20 protein-coding genes and 1 riboswitch are annotated in these 20,822 nt (G+C 47.0%); of the genes, 17 read left to right on the forward strand and 3 right to left on the reverse strand.

Going from position 1 to position 20,822, the window contains the following annotated elements; genetic code table 11:
* Nucleotides 1–249 precede the first annotated feature (249 nt).
* From BUB85_RS12700 to BUB85_RS12730, 7 genes are all read left to right on the forward strand, one after another.
* On the forward strand, nt 250–963 hold the full coding sequence (locus BUB85_RS12700; RefSeq protein WP_073111053.1) for a LytR/AlgR family response regulator transcription factor: 714 nt from the start codon (nt 250–252) through the stop codon (nt 961–963).
* A complete protein-coding gene (locus BUB85_RS12705) occupies nt 957–2,234 on the forward strand; it encodes a sensor histidine kinase (RefSeq protein ID WP_073111055.1) in 1,278 nt (425 codons plus the stop codon). The genes BUB85_RS12700 and BUB85_RS12705 overlap by 7 nt, the downstream gene beginning before the upstream one ends.
* A gap of 19 nt (nt 2,235–2,253) precedes the next feature.
* The gene (locus tag BUB85_RS12710; RefSeq protein ID WP_073111057.1) at nt 2,254–2,751 is read left to right on the forward strand and encodes a DUF3887 domain-containing protein; all 498 of its coding nucleotides are present in this window, start codon (nt 2,254–2,256) and stop codon (nt 2,749–2,751) included.
* A 52-nt stretch (nt 2,752–2,803) separates the two neighbouring features.
* Nucleotides 2,804–3,817, forward strand: coding sequence for a CPBP family intramembrane glutamic endopeptidase (locus tag BUB85_RS12715; RefSeq protein WP_073111059.1), 1,014 nt, complete (start codon nt 2,804–2,806; stop codon nt 3,815–3,817).
* A gap of 301 nt (nt 3,818–4,118) precedes the next feature.
* Entirely contained in the window at nt 4,119–5,063 is a 945-nt protein-coding gene (locus BUB85_RS12720; protein WP_073111061.1) for an RpnC/YadD family protein, read from the forward strand.
* Nucleotides 5,064–5,091: 28 nt separating this feature from the next.
* Nucleotides 5,092–8,388, forward strand: a complete 3,297-nt coding sequence (locus BUB85_RS12725; protein WP_073111063.1) for a DEAD/DEAH box helicase — start codon at nt 5,092–5,094, stop codon at nt 8,386–8,388.
* Nucleotides 8,389–8,479: 91 nt separating this feature from the next.
* A complete protein-coding gene (locus BUB85_RS12730) occupies nt 8,480–9,217 on the forward strand; it encodes a DUF554 domain-containing protein (protein WP_330392319.1) in 738 nt (245 codons plus the stop codon).
* Between the two features lie 74 nt (nt 9,218–9,291).
* Here the strand turns inward: BUB85_RS12730 and BUB85_RS12735 are convergent, their stop codons facing one another.
* Entirely contained in the window at nt 9,292–10,014 is a 723-nt protein-coding gene (locus BUB85_RS12735) for a GntR family transcriptional regulator (RefSeq protein ID WP_073111065.1), read from the reverse strand.
* Nucleotides 10,015–10,193: 179 nt separating this feature from the next.
* Here BUB85_RS12735 and BUB85_RS12740 point away from each other — a divergent pair, with 179 nt between their 5' ends.
* The 4 genes from BUB85_RS12740 to BUB85_RS12755 all read left to right on the forward strand — a co-directional run bounded on the left by BUB85_RS12740 (nt 10,194) and on the right by BUB85_RS12755 (nt 14,181).
* Nucleotides 10,194–11,189, forward strand: coding sequence for an ADP-ribosylglycohydrolase family protein (locus BUB85_RS12740; protein WP_073111067.1), 996 nt, complete (start codon nt 10,194–10,196; stop codon nt 11,187–11,189).
* Nucleotides 11,186–12,094, forward strand: a complete 909-nt coding sequence (locus BUB85_RS12745; protein WP_073111069.1) for a PfkB family carbohydrate kinase — start codon at nt 11,186–11,188, stop codon at nt 12,092–12,094. The genes BUB85_RS12740 and BUB85_RS12745 overlap by 4 nt, the downstream gene beginning before the upstream one ends.
* The gene (gene pnuC / locus BUB85_RS12750; RefSeq protein WP_073111071.1) at nt 12,095–12,775 is read left to right on the forward strand and encodes a nicotinamide riboside transporter PnuC; all 681 of its coding nucleotides are present in this window, start codon (nt 12,095–12,097) and stop codon (nt 12,773–12,775) included.
* Nucleotides 12,776–12,915: 140 nt separating this feature from the next.
* Entirely contained in the window at nt 12,916–14,181 is a 1,266-nt protein-coding gene (locus BUB85_RS12755; RefSeq protein ID WP_073111073.1) for a dihydroorotase, read from the forward strand.
* Nucleotides 14,182–14,207: 26 nt separating this feature from the next.
* Here the strand turns inward: BUB85_RS12755 and BUB85_RS12760 are convergent, their stop codons facing one another.
* Nucleotides 14,208–15,566 carry an 8-oxoguanine deaminase gene (locus BUB85_RS12760; protein ID WP_073111076.1) on the reverse strand — a complete coding sequence of 453 codons (1,359 nt, stop codon included), beginning with the start codon at nt 15,564–15,566 and terminating at the stop codon, nt 14,208–14,210.
* 346 nt (nt 15,567–15,912) lie between these two features.
* Nucleotides 15,913–16,020, forward strand: a riboswitch (TPP riboswitch).
* A gap of 223 nt (nt 16,021–16,243) precedes the next feature.
* Between BUB85_RS12760 and thiS the strand changes: the two genes are divergently transcribed.
* From thiS to BUB85_RS12790, 6 genes are all read left to right on the forward strand, one after another.
* Nucleotides 16,244–16,444, forward strand: coding sequence for a sulfur carrier protein ThiS (thiS, locus tag BUB85_RS12765; RefSeq protein WP_073111077.1), 201 nt, complete (start codon nt 16,244–16,246; stop codon nt 16,442–16,444).
* Nucleotides 16,445–16,449: 5 nt separating this feature from the next.
* Nucleotides 16,450–17,088: a sulfur carrier protein ThiS adenylyltransferase ThiF gene (thiF, locus tag BUB85_RS12770; RefSeq protein ID WP_073111098.1), complete on the forward strand. Its 639-nt coding sequence runs from the start codon at nt 16,450–16,452 to the stop codon at nt 17,086–17,088.
* 72 nt (nt 17,089–17,160) lie between these two features.
* Nucleotides 17,161–17,967: a thiazole synthase gene (locus BUB85_RS12775; protein WP_073111078.1), complete on the forward strand. Its 807-nt coding sequence runs from the start codon at nt 17,161–17,163 to the stop codon at nt 17,965–17,967.
* A 1-nt stretch (nt 17,968) separates the two neighbouring features.
* Nucleotides 17,969–19,180 (forward strand): 2-iminoacetate synthase ThiH, encoded by a 1,212-nt coding sequence (thiH, locus tag BUB85_RS12780; protein ID WP_073111081.1) that lies wholly within the window; start codon nt 17,969–17,971, stop codon nt 19,178–19,180.
* A gap of 13 nt (nt 19,181–19,193) precedes the next feature.
* Nucleotides 19,194–19,778: a thiamine phosphate synthase gene (locus tag BUB85_RS12785; protein WP_242945420.1), complete on the forward strand. Its 585-nt coding sequence runs from the start codon at nt 19,194–19,196 to the stop codon at nt 19,776–19,778.
* A 123-nt stretch (nt 19,779–19,901) separates the two neighbouring features.
* On the forward strand, nt 19,902–20,510 hold the full coding sequence (locus tag BUB85_RS12790; protein ID WP_073111086.1) for an AAA family ATPase: 609 nt from the start codon (nt 19,902–19,904) through the stop codon (nt 20,508–20,510).
* On the opposite strand, the gene BUB85_RS12795 is transcribed toward BUB85_RS12790, so the two are convergent.
* Nucleotides 20,503–20,822, reverse strand: a 320-nt coding sequence (locus tag BUB85_RS12795) for an IS66 family transposase (protein WP_143160656.1), incomplete at its 5' end; no start/stop codon positions are given. The two genes, BUB85_RS12790 and BUB85_RS12795, sit on opposite strands and share 8 nt — an antisense overlap.

Here is a 20,822-nt window from a genome sequence, read left to right on the forward strand (position 1 = left end):
CCTGGTGAGGATGGGTACAGTGGAGTGGCGGGAAATATATGAAACAGTATATTCCGCCGCTTCTTTTTTGTATATCAATTTATACAGAAGCTGCTGCCGGGGGGGAGTTGCAGACAAGACTCCTGCGGAGCCAATATGGAAAACACCAGGGTATTTTAATACATGTTTTCCGGCAATCAGGTAAAGTGACTTCTGAGAGAAAAACATTTGTGCTACACTAAATTCAACAGAATGAGATGGGAGAAGAAAATGTATCAGATTGCGGTTTGTGACGACGAAAAAAGGATAACAGATGAGGTGTCCGGACTGATAAAAGGCTGGAATCCGCAGGTACAGGTGGACTGCTTTCAGTCTGGTGAGGCATTGCTTGAAGGATACCGTCCCTATCATGCTATTTTTTTAGACATTGATATGAAGGGGATGAATGGAATCGAGACGGGCAGAAAAATTCGTGAGACCGACAGGGAGACCCGGATTGTGTATCTGACAGCATATCGGGATTATGTATCCGGTGCATTTGGTGTTCATGCATTCCAGTATTTGCTGAAACCGGTAAAAGAACAGGAAATCCGGGATGTGCTGGAGGAAATATTTCGCTATTCCATGGCGGAGAAAAAGAAGACGATTCTGGATTTTGAGACAGTCAAAGGGCTGGTGTGCCTTGCGACAGAGGATATCTGCTACTTTGAATATGAAGATCGCAGAGTGCGCATTGTCACAGGGGAAGAAAGCTATTACCTGAAGGACAGGATTGGAGCGGTGGCGGAGCGGATGAAACCTTTTGGCTTTTCCATGCCGCATCAAAGCTTTGTAGTAAATATGTTTCATGTGAAGAATGTGCGGGGAAACGTTATCCTGTTGGATAATGGGCTGGAGATTCCTGTTGCCCAGAAGAAGCAGAAAGGATGGAAACAGGAACTGGTATCTTATCTGTCAGAGAGAATGGAGGGGGGAATATGGTAAAAATTGTGTCGCTGGTATTCACTGTGCTTGACATGCTGGCAATCATGGGCTGTTCTGTGAGTTTCCTTCATGCGATTCCGAGAGAAAAGGATGTGGATAGATGGAAGAAGGTAATCGCGTGGATTTTTTATGGAGTTCTGGCCACGGTGCTGCCGTTATTTCGCAATGATATTCTGACGACAGTCGTGATGACACTCTTTTACGTTGGAATCGGAAGAACTTTGTATTATAAGAATAAGACGGGAATCCTTTACCAGATCATATTCTGGATGGAATTTCTGGCCGCACAGTATATGGCAGCCTATGCTGTAGCTGTGATTACAATGGCCGTACAGGTGGAGTATCCGCTGACAATAGTTCTGCTGATTATACTGCGGGTTGCGTTTCTCATGGCGGTGACGTTTGTGATGCGGCGGCTTCTGAAAAGCCGCTACACAGATGCCGGAAAAGAGCTGAAGATCAGGGGAATGATTATTGTTCCGGTGTTCAGCACTGCACTGATGTTTCTCTATGCGATTTCAGGAGAAGTGTTCCTGGTTCGATACGGGTATGGCTGGATGCTGCTGTTTGATGGACTGCTGATCGTGATCAATGTGTACTGTCTGTATTTTTGGTATGATGTGGCAAAAAACAGAGAACTGAAGCATCGGCTGAAACTGATTCAGCAGCAGAATGAGCTGACACTGCAGTACTATGAAGATCTGGAAGACAATTACAGCCGTTCCAGAAAGATAATCCACGATATCCGAAATCATTTGACCGTTCTCGAGCAGGCGGAGAAGATGGAGAACAGTCCCTACATTGAAGACATGCATGCAATGCTCAATTCACTGGGAATGAAATTCTATGCGGAATCAAAGATGCTCAACATCGTACTCAATGATAAATTCAAGGAGTTTCTTCCAGAGCATGTGGAGTGCCGTCTGGGGGGGATCAGTTTGGAATTTATATCAGATATGGACATCACGACGATCTTTGCAAATCTTCTGGATAATGCTGTGGAGGCGCAGCCGGATAGGGAGACGAGAAGCATTCGGATTCAGGGGGAACAGATTCATGATTTTACGATGATAAAGCTCACCAACCCATTTGCGGGAGAATGCAGCACGGAGGGAACTACAAAAAAAGGGCATGAAGGTCTGGGTCTTACAAATGTACGGGGCGCCGTAGAAAAATACGGTGGGGAGATGCAGGTGACGCAGGCGGATCATATGTTTGCTGTTACGCTGGTGTTTCCGGAGAAACTGGAGAAAATCCAGAGAGAGTCATAAAAGGTAAGGAGCGGAGAAAATGAAAAAGCTATGTGGAGAGAGTGGAAAACATGAATGCATCCTGAGTGGTGTGGCAGGGAAAAAGGAGGACAGAATGAAGAGAGGAACAATAGCGATACTTATGGTATTTGGAATTTTGCTGGTGCTGCTTACAGGCTGCAGTTCGGCCGGAACAGAACTTTCGAATGCATTTGATGAGGAGACGGTGAAGGCTGAGTCAATGAAGGCGGTTGAATATTTCAATGACAGGGAGTATCAGAAGATCATTGACATGGGGAATAAGGAGCTGAAAGACGCAATCACTGCCAAAGAGTTCGCAAAGCAGGGCGATCCCTATCTGGATAAGGACGGAGCGTTTCAGAAAGTGATAAAGACTGTGACGATGGGAAGTGAGAATAAAAAGACCGGTGAGGCATATGGCGGCGTCGTGATGGTCGGGCAGTATGAAAATGGAAAGATACAGTTTACAATCGGATTTGATGAGGATATGAAGCTGGTGCAGTTCAATATAAAGTAAGGTTACAGAGTGAAATTTACGCAATATTATGAAGGAATATGAGGTGAAGAGGATGCGGTTTACGGAAAAAGAGAAAAAACAGTTGTTGATCTATGTTTTGATTGCGTTCGGAACCCCCTATCTGCTGGGGCTGCTGATGTGGTATGGGAGTACGAAGGGTGTGGATCTGAGCGTGTTCGCGAATGCACAGATGATGTACCCGGCGGCGGGAGTGATGCTGGCGTACATGATTACAAAAAAAGAGGATTTGCGGATTCCAAAACGGTTTTTTGTGATGGTGGTGATTTTTACAGCTTTGATGGCGGTCATGAGCATTGTAAGTGTGTTTGCTCCGTCGGAAAATATGTGGATCCTGGCAGCACAGCTGATGATTATGGCCGGAAGTGTTCTGGGATGGATTCTACTCCTGACAGAAAAAAAGGAAAAAAGAGAAGCTTATGGCCTCCGGTTCAGAAAATGGAAGAGTTCAGTGTTCTGCGTTGTTCTGTTTGTTTTCCTGTATCTTTTGCGCACGGTAATTGCGTATGCGCTCGAGGGACAGTTATCAGCTATAAAAGAGATTACAGGGAATCCGATGACATGGATCACATTGGCGGCATTGCCGGTCAACTTCTTTCTTGTATTTCTTGCATTTTTTGGTGAGGAGTATGGTTGGCGCTATTTTCTGCAGCCGCTTCTGCAGAAACGATTTGGACTTCGCCTGGGTGTGATTGTTGTGGGAGTCGTCTGGGGGTTATGGCATCTTCCGATTAATTTCTTTTATTATAGCCTGGGATCCGGACTTGCAAGTGCGGCAGGACAGCAGATTACCTGTATCACCCTTGGAATTTTCATGGCATACGCATACATGAAAACGAAAAATATCTGGGTGCCTGTTATCCTACACTATCTGAATAATAATCTGATCCCGGTCATCACGGCGAACTATAGTGCGGATGTGCTGCAGAATCAGCAGGCAGGATGGTCAGAACTCCTGCCGGCACTGATTATGAATGGACTGATATTTGGTGGATTTCTGTTCACAAAATATTTCCGGCGTTCGGATGAAATGAATAGTAGAATATAGATTTGTATATAAGGGACAGGTTGAAAGACAATTGGGGACGTAGTAAAGTTGCAACTTTACTACGTCCCCAATTGCCTGATTGCCAAATATAGATTTGTATGTTATGATGCTTTTACTTACAGCAGTTCTCGCTTAAGTAAAAGCATTTTATCGTCAGAAATATATAGGACGATATCATCGGTCTTTTCGACCAATATTTTCAACAACCAGTTTAAAAAAACAGCATACTCTGATATACTTTAGAAAAAGACGGGTATTTCTTTCTTTTGCATATCAGGAATGTAAAAGAAAGGAAATGCATATGAGAAAAAAGAAAGAAGTAGCGTATCAGAATAAGGATATTCTCTCCAAAACATTTGCGGAGATGTTTCCAAAACAGTCATTGGAAGTCTATGGAGTGCACTTGCCCCGAATTGTAGAAGTATTACCGACAAACCTTCCGGCAGTCAGGGCAAATGAACTTCGGATTGACAACATTTTCAGACTGGAAGATGGGAGCTTTGCAATTATTGATTATGAGAGTGCGTACAAAGCCAAAAACAAACTTAAATATTTGGAATATATTGTGCGTATACTGCGGCGTTATCAGAAAAGTGGTAAAATTAAGGTGAGGATGATTGTTCTCTACACTGCGGATGTCAGACCGCAGGAGACAGAAGCAGTGATGGATGCCGGGGCGGTGAGTCTATGTATTGAGCAGGCATTTTTATCAGAATTGGACTCGGAAGAAATAAGAGTGAGACTTGATGAAAAAATTCAAAATAACGAGAAATTAACGGATAAGGAATTGATGGCGTTTGTCATTTTGCCACTTACATATGTGGGAAAAGAGAAGAAAAAAGAAATGATCAAGGAATTGTTTTCTGCGGCAAAGGAAATCGAGGATGAGAAGACACAGATTTTTTTGCTGAGTGGTATTCTTGTATTTTCGGACAAAGTAATTGATAATGAAGTCGCAAATCAAATGAAGGAGTGGATTATGATGACGAAAGTAGCAAAATTGTTTGAAAAAGAAAAGCTGGAGGCTGTGGAAGAGGCTGTGAAGACAACCAGAAAAATTGTGACAGAAACAGTGACCAAAGAAGTGACTAAAGAAGTGACTAAAGAAGTGACCGAAGAAGTGACCAAAGAAGTAGCCAGAAAAAATGCGCTCGCCATGTTGAGAGAAGGCGATTCGATTGAAAAGGTCGCCAGATGCATCCAGTCTTTAGATATAGCGGAAATTAGAGAATTAACAGTTAAGTAAAATAAAAGAAAAAACATGGAGAAAACCGATGATTAAGAAAGAACAGATAGCCAGACTTGCAGGGCCCCGCTCATATTCCCGCGGAGAACAGATTTACAGACAGGATAAGATCCTTCATTTTTCGGCTGCGGAGGACGACTACGCAGAATATGATGAGATCGCGGCAGTGGTGGCGGGAAGTGGTGGCAGCCTCTACGAAGTGACCATGAGTGTAAACCTGTTGGACGATGAGATTGAAGATATAGATTGCGAGTGTCCGGCATTTGCCTCTTACAGTGGAATCTGCAAGCACTGCGTGGCCGTTCTTTTGAAATACATGGAGGATTCTTCCGACACTTGGCAGCAGGAATTATGCTCAGAGAATGGAGAGGGGATATTTCAGGGCAGCAGGTTTAAGATTCAAAAGGGAATAAAGCCAGAGACAACACCGGTGCTTGGCCAGCTTCTCAGAAAAAGGCAGGAGGAGCGTATGCTGCCGCTTTTGGAGCAGGATACATACGGGCAGGTACATCTGGAACCGACGATGTTCTGTGAGGCTGACAGTGTTTATGTCTCCTTTAAAATTGGTATCACGCAGATGTACGTTGTAAAGGATGTGTTTGAACTTATAAATCACATTGACAGGCGGGACAGGTACAGATATGGAAAGAAACTGGAGTTCCTTCATTCTATGGAAGCGTTTGACGAAGCCTCTCGAAAGCTTGTGAAATTTCTGGAGCAGTGGACCAGAGAGAATGCGGAACAATACCGGAACGACAGCTATTATGGCTATTACAGTTATGGACGTTCGGCTCCAAAGAGCAGGGAGATGTATCTGAGTGGAGACGCGTTGGAGAACTATCTGAATCTGATGCGCGGGCAGTCTTTTCAGGCACAGGTGATGGGGATGCCATACACAACATGGCAGATTTCGGAAAAGCCACTGTCCAAAAAGCTAAAGCTGACGGGGAACAAGGACGGAGTAAATCTGGAGGTCTCGTTATATCCGGGGTACAAATTAAATCGATCCACGGTGTTTTTCCATGACGGATATGTATATATCGAACAGATAACAGAAAATGAAGTCCTCCGGGAATTTGTGGGTGCGATGACACAGCTCCAGAGCGGAAATGCGTTCATCGGAAATGCGGATATTCCGGCTTTTTGCAGAGAATTGCTGCCTGCGCTTGAGGAGCATTACGAGTGTGAGGTCGTAAATTTTGACAAGGAACAGTACGGGGTGCAGATTCCGGAATTTATGATCTATCTGGATGCACCGCAGACCAATATGATTACATGCAGGCCGGTCGTAAAGTATGGCGAAACAAAGTATTCACTTTATGAGACGACGGATATTTCAAACCGAAATATGGAAGAAGAGTACGCTGTGCGGACACTGGTACATGAGTACGGCAATGCCTTTGACAGCAAAGAGAACTGCATTGTGGCAATCGATGATGAAGAAGCCATCTACGAACTGCTTGTCTATGGAATCCCACGGATGCAGCAGATTGCGGAGGTATTTGTATCCGACACGATCAAACGGATGGAAGTAAAATCCGCGCCGAAGATCACGGTGGGCGTTTCCATCGAAAGCGGGCTTATGAACCTGACGCTGGATTCCGGGGAAATGCCGCGGGAAGAGTTGATTGACATTCTGTCAAAATATGATCGAAAGAAAAAGTTCTATCGGCTAAAGGACGGCTCTTTTATCAATGCGGAGAACTCCGGACTGGAGGATGTGCTCGAGCTCAAGGAGGGGCTTCAGATATCAGATAAACAGTTTGCTCAGGAGAACATTCAGGTGGACAAGTACCGCTCACTCTATGTGGATGCACAGCTCAAGGAAAGCCCGGCAATCGCGTCTGTCCGGAATAAAAGCTTTCGGGAGCTGATCCGCAACATGAAGACCGTGGAGGATAATGATTTTGAAATCCCGGATTCTCTGGATAAAACATTGAGAGCATACCAGAAAAAGGGATTTTTATGGCTGAAAACATTAAAGCAGAATGGGTTTGGCGGTGTGCTGGCAGATGATATGGGACTCGGAAAGACTCTCCAGGTCATCACATTTCTGGTGTCAGAGTATCAGGAAAATCCAAGGTGCGGAAGCACGATCATCGTGACACCGGCTTCGCTGGTGTTTAACTGGTACGAAGAATTTCAGAAATTCGCACCGGAGCTTTCGGTATGTATGGCGGTGGGCAGCGCAGCCCAGAGAAAACAGACATTGGAAGGATTGACAGAAAGCGATATCGTGATCACCTCCTACGATCTTTTAAAAAGAGATATCAAATTATATGAGAAGCTTACATTTGCGGCACAATTCATCGACGAGGCCCAGTACATTAAAAACCATAACACGCAGGCGGCAAAGGCGGTGAAGGCAGTCAACGCATCCTTTAAGCTGGCACTGACAGGAACGCCGGTCGAAAACAGACTGAGTGAGCTGTGGAGTATATTTGATTATCTGATGCCAGGCTTTCTGTACAAATACAAAAAATTCCGCGAAGAGCTGGAGACTCCAATTGTGCAGAACCGGGATGAGACAGCAACTGAACGTCTCAGGAAGATGATCCAACCATTCGTGCTGCGAAGATTAAAGAAGGATGTGCTCAAAGATCTTCCGGATAAGCTGGAAGAGAATGTCTACGCGAAAATGGACACAGAACAGCAGAAGATATACGATGCACATGTACAGCGGCTGAAGCTTCTTCTGGACAAACAGACCGATGAGGAATTTAAGACTTCGAAGATCGTAGTTCTGTCGGAACTCACGAGGCTTCGGCAGCTGTGCTGTGATCCGTCGCTGATTCTGGATGGATACAAGGGCGGTTCCGCAAAAAAAGAGATGTGTGTTACATTTATACAGAATGCAGTGGACAACGGACACAAAGTGCTCTTGTTTTCCCAATTTACATCGATGCTTGACCAATTGACGGAAGAACTGAAAAAAACAGAGATCAGCTATTATATGCTGACCGGTTCCACCAGCAAGGAAAAGAGAAGACAGATGGTAAATGCATTTAATCAGGACGACACCTCCGTGTTCTGTATTTCCCTGAAAGCCGGTGGAACAGGGCTGAATCTTACGGCAGCAGATGTGGTCATCCACTATGATCCGTGGTGGAATATTGCCGTACAGAATCAGGCGACAGACCGCGCACACCGGATCGGCCAGGAGCATGTGGTGAATGTGTACAAGCTGATCGTAAAGGGGAGTATCGAAGAGAACATTGTCAAGATGCAGGACCGGAAGAAAGAACTCGCCGATCAGATACTGAGCGGCGAGGGGCTGGACAGCGGCAGCTTTACGCGGGAAGAACTGCTGGAGATTTTGAAGTAGGGTATTATAGGAAAATAGAAAATGGGCAGCCAATGATTTTTATCACAGATACAAAGAAGAGATTCGTTCTAAGGGGGAGAAAGTGTAAGCGATGAATATGCCAATTGGAGTAATTATTAACGTGTTCTCAGTTCTGACCGGGGGAGTACTGGGAACAGTGGCGGGACATAAGTTAAGTCATGAATTTAAGACCAGCATTACCATGGTATTCGGCGTTTGTTCCATGGGAATGGGAATCAGCACCATCGGGCTGATGGAGAATATGCCTGCAGTTATCTTTGCGATGGTGGTCGGAACCGGAATCGGTCTGGTCATTCATCTCGGCCGAGGAATCAATGCGGGTGCCGTATTGATGCAGAAAGGGATATCAAAAATCGTGAAGAACTCAAATCCGGACATGCCGGAGGAAGAGTTTATCGATACGTTTGTGACCATCATCGTACTGTTCTGTGCCAGTGGAACAGGAATCTACGGATCCATCGTATCCGGGATGAGCGGTGACCACACCGTGTTGATATCAAAGTCTATTCTGGATATCTTCACGGCGGCAATCTTTGCCTGCAATCTGGGAGCGGTGGTGTCATTGATCGCCATCCCGCAGGCAGTTATTTTTTTGATATTATTTTATGTGGCGGTGATCATCTATCCGATGACGACACCGGCCATGATCAACGATTTCAAGGCCTGCGGCGGTTTCCTTCTGCTGGCGACCGGCTTTCGTATGATCAAGGTGAAGGATTTTCCGGTGGCGGATATGATCCCGGCGATGGTGATCGTGATGCCGCTGTCGTTTGTCTGGTCGACGTATATTATGCCGCTGATTCAGTGATGCAGACTTTGTGTATCTGACCTGCCGCTTCAGACCGCCGGTCTTACGGATAACACCTGGACACAGGCTTTAATTTATCGCTTCTGCGTCAGTGTGTACTCGAACAGATCTGTCCGATAATACGTGCAGAAGGATTCAATCGGAAACTCGGTATGATCCTTGATGCCGAATGTGACTGCGGAGGAGTGCAGAAGCGGTACATCTTTCTCAACATCAAGATACTCGGCAACCTCGTGTTCGGCGGGAACGGCTTTCAGCTTGACATTTGAAGAGGAGATTTTGACTGCGTACTGATTCTCGATGACATCATAGAGTGAGTTCTCAGCAAAATCATACGTTTCGATATCGCGGAACAGCTGGTAGGGCAGACTGGTGGATGTGTAACAAAGCGGTTTATTGTCTGCATATATAATACGGTTCAAGAAAAAAACAGGAGCTGCCTTGTCGAGAGACAAGGTGGCTTGTTCTGCTTTTGTGCACAGGCGCAGGCCGGATGCAATCACTTTTCTGGTGGGGGTCATCCCCTGTCTTAGAATTTCTTCGGTATAGCTGGAGACCCGGGTCAATTCCTGCGGCTTGGCAGCTTCTTTTACATATCCACGTTTTCCCTGATGCTTTTCAATAAATCCGGCACGATACAATTCATCCATGGCGCGCCGGACAGTGATCCGGCTCACCTGGTAGGTATCAATTAATTCAATTTCGCTGGGCAGTTCGCATCCGGGCTGATATACGCCGTCGGTGATTGCCTGGATGAGATCATTTTTGATGAGTTCATATTTGGGCTGTGTTCCCATAGAAATACCTCCTGTAATATTGTTACACTCAGTATAATATGTAAAACCAAAAAAGTAAATGCTTTGTCAATATTGCACAAATTGTAATGTGGTTTTTGATCTAAGTTACACAATTGACATAATAAGATAAAAGACTTATTATAACAAGCAGAACAAGGAAAGAAAAAAAGGAGAAGAACATGAGAAAAAAGATTTTAGGTGTATTGTATGGGATGGCTATCGGAGATGCAATGGGAATGCCTCCGGAGCTGTGGAGCCGCAGGCGTGTGCTTGAGAAATATGGAACGATTACGGATTTTCTGGAGGGGGATCCGGAAAATGAGATTTCTTATCAGTATCATCGGGGAAATTTTACGGACGATACAGCGCAGGCAATCACGATTCTTGACAGTCTCATAGAGACGGACTTCCGTCCGGATGGGGCAAACATTGCAAGGCATATTCTGGAGTGGGCAAAGCGGGAGAATGCGTTTGAGAATAATATTCTGGGTCCAACGTCGAAGATTACACTGGATCTGTTTGAAAAAGGGGAAGACGCCAGCGTCTACTCAGATCAGGCGCTTTCCAACGGTGCGGCCATGCGTATCGCGCCGATCGGAACACTCTTTTGTGCGGAGCAGAAAAAGGCGTTGTGTGATTATGTAAAGCAGGTCTCTTCCGTGACCCACAGCAGTGATATCACGATCGCAGGTGCAGCCATGATCGCGATGGCAGTTGCATCGGTAATGGAGAAGGAAGACCGGGATGCGATGATTCAGGATGTTCTGGAAATTGAGGAGTATGCGTTATCGCTGGGAGCCAGCACCGTATCGGCATCGCTGGGAACCCGCATCCGCTATGGTGTGGAGCTGGCGCACAGACACGCGGAGGATGAGACCGCATTTTTACAGGAACTCTATGACATGATGGGGGCCGGTGTGAATACGGTGGATTCGGTTCCCTGCGCAATTGCCATTGCCTACTACAGCTTTGATGTGAAAAAGTGTGCCCTCATGTGTGCAAATCTGGGGGGAGACACGGACACCATCGGAGCCATGGCAACCGCGATCTGCGGCGGGATCAAAGGAATCGACGGAATTGCGGAAGCGGATCTACGACTGATTCAGACGGCAAATGAAGTGGATTTTACAGAGTACGCGGAAAAAATAGAAGAGAAACGGGGGAAACTGCAATGAAAAAATGTCTTGTAATCGGAGCTGCAATGCTGGATATCGTGATGCAGATTGACAGACTTCCTAAGACCGGGGAGGATGTTTACGCAAAATCACAGGAGATGACGGTAGGCGGCTGCGCCTATAATGTGGCGGATATCCTGAAGCATTTTCAAGTGCCGTATACACTGTTTGCACCGATCGGGAGCGGTATGTACGCTGAGATGGTGGAACGAAAACTGGAGATGGCAGGCCACGTCAGCCCGATCCGGAGTGAGAAAAGTGACAACGGGTACTGCCTGTGCATGGTGGAGGCGGACGGAGAGCGGACATTCCTTACCCTTCCGGGAATCGAGTGTACATTTGAAGCAGAATGGTTCGAACTCATAGATACAAAAGAGTATGATTCGGTATATATTTGCGGATACGAGATCGAGGGAGCCGGCGGAGAGAAGATTATCCGGTTTTTGGAAATGCATCCGGAACTGAAGGTCTACTATGCACCTGGCCCGAGAATTAGCTATATAGAAAAAGAAAAACATGCGCGCATCTTTCAGCTTCATCCGGTCCTGCACCTCAATGAGAAGGAGGCGCTGGACTACACCGGAGCAGTGGATGCAGCGCAGGCGGCAGAAAAACTGCAGGAAAGCACAAAGAATACAGTAATCATCACCCTTGGAGGGGAAGGAGCACTTCTGCGGGAGAAGGATGAAACAAGAATCATCGAGTCAGGAACGGCTGTTGTGGCTGACACTATCGGAGCGGGGGATTCCCATATTGGAGCGGTGATCGCAATGGAGCAGTCAGGGGCGCAAGCAGAGAGTGCAGTGCGCACCGCCAACCAGATATCGGCGCTGGTAGTGAGCGTTCAAGGTCCCTCAATAACAAAAGAAGTATTTGAAAAATGGAAAGCACAGGAGGAAAAGTAGATGGAGAGAGTAAAGAAGTTTTTTGGTGATTGGACGATGTTTGAAAAGGCATGGCTGACCATATCAAGTATTTTAATGATTGTGCTGTCTCTTATCTGGGGCGATAGTATCCTTGCGCTGCTCAGCGGTCTGGCGGGAACGATCAGTGTGGTACTGTGTGCAAAAGGGAAAATCGAGAATTATGCATTTGGTCTGTTTCAGGCGGTAACCTATGCGTTCCTCTGTTTTCAGTCCCACATTTACGGCGAAGTAATGTACAATATCCTGATGGTGCCTATGATCATTATCGGCTTCATCAGCTGGAGAAAAAATATGGCATCTGGAAATGAAGAGGTAAAGGCGAGAAATCTGACCCCGAAGGGCTGGATCATCCTGATCATCGGCTCGATTGCGGCAGTGGCAGGCTACAGCATGGTATTAAAAATGCTGGGCGGCAGCTTCGCCATGATCGATGCGACATCCACAACGCTGAGTGTGATAGCTACGCTCCTCATGCTGGCGAGATACTCCGAGCAGTGGGTGATGTGGGTCATTGTAAATGTGGCATCTGTAATCCTGTGGGGCATGGCGCTGATGAAAGGCGATTCCGGGGCGATTACACTGGTCGTAATGTGGTCCGCGTATCTGTTCAATTCGGTGTATGGCTACATTAACTGGAGGAAAATGGCAAAAGCAGATTAGCCTCTTATACGAAATATTTCGAATGTCACTTATACTAAATATTTCGAGTTGTTGTGAGGAAAGATTCATAGTATACTTATGGATATCAGATTTGCACGGCAAAGTGTAAAGCATGATTTGCAAAAACGAAAGGAGTTCATATGATACTTATCAAAAACGGATACGTAATCGACCCGAAATCGGGGCTGGAAAAGACAACCGATATAGAGATAGAAGAGGGCAGAATTGTCTCCATCGGAGACCGGAAACCGGGGGATGCTTACGAGCGGGTGATCGATGCAAAGGGGCTGATCGTGGCGCCGGGGCTGGTGGATGTTCATGTACATTTCCGGGATCCGGGATTTACGTACAAGGAAGACATCGCGACTGGTGCGGCAGCGGCAGCGGCGGGCGGATTCACCACTGTAGTCTGCATGGCGAATACAAAGCCGGTCATCGACAACCTGGATACACTGACTTATGTGCTCGACAAGGGGCGGGCGACACCGATCCACGTGTTGTCGGCGGCAGCTGTTTCCAAGGGATTCAAGGGACAGGAACTTACGAATTTTGAGGCACTGACGGAGGCCGGGGCGGCAGGCCTCACAGATGACGGGATTCCTTTGCGGGATCCATTGGTGGTGCGGGAGGCCATGCGGCGTGCGAAGGAACTGGACATTCCGATCAGTCTCCATGAGGAGGATCCGGCCTTTATCGCATCCAGCGGAATCAATCAGGGAGCCGTGTCGGAAAAACTGCACTTTGGCGGGGCACCTGCGGTATCGGAGCAGGTGATGATTGCGAGAGACTGCATGCTGGCGCTGGATACCGGCGCGCGCGTCAACATCCAGCATATCAGTTCCGGCCCGTCCGTAGAACTGGTGCGGACAGCACAAAAACTGGGGGCGGATGTCTGGGCAGAGTCCACGCCACAGCATTTTTCACTGACCGAAGAAATCGTGCTGGAAAAGGGCGCTCTGGCGAAGGTGAACCCGCCCATACGGACAGAGGCGGACAGACTGGATATCATCGAGGGCTTAAAGGATGACACCATTCAGATTATTGCCACGGATCATGCGCCTCATTCTGAGGAGGAGAAGGCGCGCGGTCTGGAGAAAGCACCAAGCGGAATGATCGGGCTGGAGACTTCTCTGGCACTGGGAATCACCAATCTGGTACATGCGGGGCATCTGAGCATGATGCACCTGTTGGAGAAGATGACAGCAAAGCCGGCAGAACTTTACCACATGAATGCGGGTGCACTGAAAGTGGGAAAACCGGCAGACATCGTGATTTTTGATGAGCATGAGGAGTGGACGGTCACCGACTTTAAGTCGAAGGCATGCAATTCACCTTTTACCGGAATGAAGTTGTCCGGCAGGGTGAAGTATACGATTTGTGATGGTGAAGTGGTGTATGAGGATTAGGTTTTAAATTTAGCAAGGAAAGAATACTATTTTTCCAGATAGTGCGAAACTACCTGATTTGCCTTGGAGATGATAGAATCCTCATCGAGCGTGCACAGACGACCGTCTTTTACGACCACCTTACCGTTTATGACGGAGTAATCGACATTACCCTTAAACCCGACGGTTCCGAGTAATGATTTGGGATCGAATTGTGTGCCAATCAAAGAGATCCGATTCATGTCAATCATGAAAAAGTCAGCACCCATCCCAACAGCGAGACATCCAATGTCATCGCGGCCGAGTATTCGAGCACTTCCCCGGGTTGCAAGTTTTAGAATGTCGTATCCGGTAGGGGCGTCTGAACTTGAATTTAGACGATGAAGCAGATAGGCAACACGGATTTCCTCCAGAAGGTTGGAGCCATCATTGCTTGCAGAGCCGTCAACAGCCAGTCCCACAGGGACATCAAGCCGCAGCATTTCCGGAATCTTCGCAATACCGGAAGAAAGCTTCATGTTGGAAATCGGACAGTGGGCAACCCCGGTTCCTGTTTTTGCCAGAAGTGCCAGCTCGTCCTCGTTGAAATGGATACCATGGGCATACCAGACATCAGAGCCAAGCCAGCCGAGACTCTCCATGTATTCTAACGGACGCTGATGATAGTGTGTCAGTGTGTAAATTTCTTCATCGCGGGTCTCTGCAAGATGTGTGTGAAGGCGAACCCCAAGTGTTCGCGCCAACAGAGCAGACTCTCTCAAAAGATCGCCTGTGACACTGAATGGCGAACAAGGTGCCAGAGCCACCTGATGCATGGAATAACGGCTGGGGTCATGGTGTGCTTTTACCACACGCTCTGAATCTGCAAGAATCTCATCTACAGTCTGTACCACGGAATCTGGTGGAAGACCGCCGTCCTTGACACTTAAATCCATGCTGCCCCTTGTTGCATGCAAACGAATCCCAAGCGCATCAGCAGCTTGAAATTGTGTATCAATTAAATTAGAACCTGTTTTTTGTGGAAACACATAATGATGGTCCAGACAAGTTGTACAACCTGATTTTAACAACTCGCCCATTCCGGTAAGTGAACTATAATAGATTACCTCATCATCAAGATTTTTCCAAATTTCATATAAAGTTTTCAGCCATGGAAATAATTCCATATTTTGTACCTGTGGTAAATTCCGACTGAATGTCTGGTATAGATGATGATGGGTGTTTATCAAACCCGGATATACAATCATCCGGGATGCATCAATCGTATCATCTGCTTCCATAGTATCCTCACCAATGTAGGTGATGACTCCATCTTGCACGAAGATGTTGACATTTTCCAGCAATCGGTCATTGTCGTCACATGTAACAAGATATTTTACGTTTTTTACTAATAGGGTTTCTTTCATGATTAACCTCCTAAATGTAAGTTCATAAACATCTTTGTTTCATATAACTATAAGACTGGTATACTGCTGGCGGTGCGGACGTTCACGAAGCGTCCAATTTTCAGGAGTGTACCTGAAATATCGTGTGAGTCCAGCTATGTTTTAAACAGTGATATAGATATGATTTTTTCAAAGAGCAATGTTTCTGTTACAGTATAGCAAACAAAAAGCAGTTGGTCAATTGGTGCAAATTATCATTTACTTGGATGAAAAATTGTAAAAAGTGTACAAGCATGAACAAAATAAAAACCACATTTATCTGTTTTATAGTTGTAATCCAAAGAAAATCTGCTATAATGACATATAGAAATAAAAACAGGGAGCTCACAGAAGTGGGCTGAGAGTAAGCTGATACTGCTTAGACCGTGAACCTGATTTAGGTAATGCTAACGTAGGGAGATAATTGACATTTATGCGATGAGTCCCTATCAGGCTCATCGTTTTTATTTTTACCGCCTTTTTATTAGAGAAGGCTTAAACTGCATAAGAGAAACGTAGAGTGAATCAGAGGTTCATGAAGGGGTACACCACCGCGGGTGTAGTTCTTTGTGAACCTCTTTTTTAGTGGACACGCCAGTGCACTGGAAGAAACAGGGCGGAGCACAGGCTCTCACTGCGTATTCAGGAAGGAGAAGTGAATGACGATCGAAATAAACGGAAAACAGGAAAATATTTCAGAAAACATGTCTCTGGCAATGCTTGTAGAAGCGAAGGGATATGAGCTGAAAAAAATTGCGGTGGAATTGAACGGAGAAATTATTCCAAAATCAAAGTATGAGAGTTGTTTTTTAAGCGAATATGACACGCTGGAAGTCGTGACATTTGTGGGAGGAGGGTGATGCAGATGATTCCGACAAGGGACGAGGTATATGAGACGCTCTGTGTGCGCCACACAAGAGCAGTGCAGGAGAAACTGGCGGCAGGGCGCGTAGCAGTCGCGGGACTTGGAGGGCTCGGTTCCACCGTGGCAGTCGCACTGGCGAGAGCAGGAGTGGGACAGCTCCATCTGATTGATTTTGACAGAGTCGACCTGAGCAATCTGAACCGCCAACAGTACAGAATGAAAGACATAGGCAGATATAAGACGGAGGCGCTGCGTGAAATTATCGGAGAGATCAATCCGTATCTGAAGATTGAGACAGACACCGTGAAGATCACAGCGGAGAATGCGAAAGCACTGTTTACGGAGGAGGATATCATATGCGAGGCTTTTGATCAGGCGGTGGAGAAGGCCATGCTGACGGATGTGTTTTTCGAGGAACTGTCCCGGGAGAAAATGCTGGTGGCAGCGTCCGGAATGGCCGGGTTTAACAGCAGCAATCTGATTCGGACGAGAAAGGTTAATTCCCGGTTCTATCTGTGCGGCGATGAGACCAACGGACTGGAGAGCGGGGGCAGCCTGATGGCACCGCGGGTCGGTGTGTGTGCAGCCCATGAGGCGAATATGATTCTGCGCATATTGGTGGGAGAAGCGGAGGCCTGAAACAAGAATCATATGAAAGTGCAAAATAACAATGAAGAGAGAAAATAGCAGACAATAGAAAAGGGGAAAACAATGGAGACAACAGCAAAAGCAGCACAGACAAATGACAAGTTAATCTTAGGAGGCCATGAATTTGATTCCAGATTCATCCTGGGTTCGGGAAAGTATTCCCTGGAACTGATCGAGGCGGCGGTGGAGCATGCCGGGGCACAGATCATCACTTTGGCGCTCAGAAGGGCGAACGAGGGCGGAAGTGCCAACATTCTGGACTACATTCCGAAAAATGTGACGCTGCTTCCCAACACTTCCGGTGCGAGAACAGCGGAAGAGGCGGTGCGGATCGCCAGATTATCCAGAGAAGTGGGATACGGTGATTTTGTGAAAATAGAAGTGATCCGTGATACCAAATACCTTCTTCCGGATAACTACGAGACCATCAAAGCCACAGAGATCCTGGCGAAAGAGGGATTTGTGGTCATGCCTTACATGTACCCGGACCTGAATGTGGCGAGAGACCTGGTGCAGGCAGGTGCGGCGTGCGTCATGCCGCTGGGCGCGCCGATCGGTTCTAATAAGGGAATCTGCACCAAAGACTTTATCCAGATTCTGATCGATGAAGTAGATGTGCCGGTCATCGTGGACGCAGGAATCGGTTCCCCGTCTCAGGCCTGCCAGGCGATGGAGATGGGAGCAGCAGCCGTGATGGCCAATACGGCGATTGCCACAGCGGGAAATATTCCGGTGATGGCGGAGGCGTTCAAGAAGGCAATAGAAGCCGGAAGGGCGGCATATCTGTCAGGCCTTGGACGTGTGATCAACAAGGGCGGCTCGGCATCCTCACCATTGACCGGATTTTTGAAAGAACAGGGAGAGCAGTAAGATGGGAAATAAAGTAAACGAAAGCATTTTGACAGAAGAAATCAAAGAATTACAGAAGAAAAACAGAATTGACCACATGACGTATCTTCCGGGAATGGAGGTGCTGGACTCCGATATTCAGGAAAAGGTGATCGACCGGATGAATGCCTACGACGAATCCAGCTACACAGCGGCGGATGTGCGCAGGGCACTGGAATCAGAGGTGTGCAGCCCGGAGAATTTTGAGGCACTGCTATCCCCGGCGGCACTCCCGTTTCTGGAGGAGATGGCGCAGAGAGCACAGCTTGAGACAAGGAAACATTTCGGAAATTCCACCTTCATGTTCACGCCGCTCTACATTGCCAATTATTGTGAGAACTACTGTATTTACTGTGGATTTAACTGCCACAACAAGATTCACCGCGCGAAGCTGAACCCGGAGCAGATCGAGAAGGAGATGCAGGTGATCGCAGAATCGGGACTGCAGGAGATACTGCTTCTGACCGGGGAGAGCCGGAAGATGTCAGATGTGGAGTATATCGGAGAAGCGTGCAAGATTGCACGAAAGTATTTTAAAGTGATCGGTCTGGAGGTATACCCTATGAACTCGGATGAATATGCATATCTTCATCAGTGCGGCGCGGATTACGTGACGGTATTTCAGGAGACGTATAATTCCGATAAATATGAGACACTGCATCTGTCCGGGCATAAGCGTATCTTTCCTTACCGGTTCAACGCACAGGAGCGGGCCATCAAAGGGGGCATGCGCGGCGTGGGATTCGCGGCACTCCTGGGACTGGATGATTTCCGAAAGGATGCGGTGGCGACAGGCTATCATGCTTACCTTCTCCAGCGGAAATATCCCCATGCAGAGATCGCATTTTCCTGTCCGAGACTGCGCCCGATTTTGAACAACGACAAAATCAATCCGATGGATGTACACGAAAAGCAACTCTTGCAGGTGGTGTCCGCATACCGCATTTTCATGCCCTTTGCGAGCATTACAATCTCCACCAGAGAGTGCGAGCGGGTGCGGAATCATCTGATCCAAATCGCGGCGACGAAGATCTCAGCGGGAGTATCGGTCGGAATCGGCGAACATCTGGAGGATGAGGACGCCAGGGGAGACGAGCAGTTCGAGATCTCGGACGGTCGAAGTGTGAAGGAAGTCTATGCGGCAATTCAGGCACAAGGACTGCAGCCGGTCATGAGCGATTATATCTATGTGTAGGGAGACAAACCGGATGGTAACAGCCGTGACGAACCGGAAGCTGTGCCGGGGGGATTTCCTGGAGCAGATAGAAGTGCTGTGTCGGGGCGGTGTGGACTGGATCATCCTGCGGGAAAAGGATATGACAGAGTCAGAGTATGAGGAGCTTGCCGGAAAGGTGCTGGATATCTGTAGTAAATACGATACAGAGTGCATGCTGCATCACTTCGTACAGGCAGCAAAACATCTGGGCTGTGACCGGATCCACCTTTCTCTCCCGGATGCGCGGGCTACTGATCCGGAGGTGAGGCAGTCCTTCCGGGTACTGGGAATCTCCGTGCACTCTGCGGAAAAAGCGGTGGAGGCGGAGCGCCTCGGTGCAGCATACGTGACAGCCGGTCATGTGTATGAGACAAGCTGCAAGCCGGGGCTTGCACCCAGAGGGACTAAGTTTTTGCGTGAGGTATGCGGAAGCGTAAAGATTCCGGTACATGCAATCGGAGGAATCACAGAGCAGAATATGGCAGAAACATTTGCGTGCGGTGCAGCGGGAGTGTGCCTGATGTCTGCGATGATGAATATGACAGAGGAAGAGATCGCGAATCTGAACAGGCGGTAAAGCAGACGTTCCAGAGTCAAGAACCGAAATGCTTATTTACAAGATTGACACATTGATAAAAACTGTTATAGATGTTAAGATGAAAACATATATAACAGTTTTTTACGCAAGGGAGGTTCTGTGATGACGTATACACCATTACCAATAGGGATTGATGATTTTGAAAAGATTATTACGAAAGAGTATTATTATGTGGATAAATCACTGCTAATCAAGGAGTTACTTGATAAGAAGGGGGAAGTGAACCTGTTTACGCGTCCGCGCCGCTTCGGAAAGACATTGAACTTAAGTATGCTCCGGTATTTTTTTGAGAAGCCTTTGGATGGGACGAGCCGAAAGCACCTGTTCGAGGGGCTGCGGATCATGGATGCAGGCGAGAAGTATACCTCGGAGCAGGAGCAGTATCCGGTGATTACACTTACGTTGAAGTCGGCGAAACAAAAGGATTATGCTGATGCATTTGGCAGAATGAAAGAGGCGATTGCGGAGGAGTATCAGAGGCATGCTGATGTCATGAAGAGTTTAAAGTTAGAGTCTGATCAGACACTTTTTTATAATATCATGTCCCGAACAGCTGAGGACGCATCGTACCTGACATCTTTGAAATTTTTGTCAAAGTGCTTGTATGAATGCTACGGGAAGAAAGCAATTATTCTGATCGATGAATATGATGTGCCGCTGGAGAATGCTTATTATAAGAAATTCGTAACTGTTCAGAACTCCATTAGTTAAAGATGATATCGGAATTCCCTAAAAGGGCTTCTCTGATTGCTGTAAAAGCATTTATTCCATGCTTATGAGCAGTCCCAATATAGCTCATGATTGTAAGATATTCCTGTGCGCCTTCCTCACTGCGAAAACATCCTGAGACCTTGGTTTTAACCTTAATCATGCGCAAATCACGTTCCGCAAGGTTATTATCAAACGGAACACAGAGATTCTTTATAAATAAGCAGACTGATGCCTTGTAATTCACAAGTCTGTCAATTAGATTTAGTACCTTGGTCTTTTTCTTTCGACCACGCTTTTTGGTTGTGACTTCTG

Origin of the sequence: Hespellia stercorisuis DSM 15480 (assembly GCF_900142165.1) — a bacterium.
Taxonomy (GTDB): Bacteria; Bacillota; Clostridia; order Lachnospirales; family Lachnospiraceae; genus Hespellia; species Hespellia stercorisuis.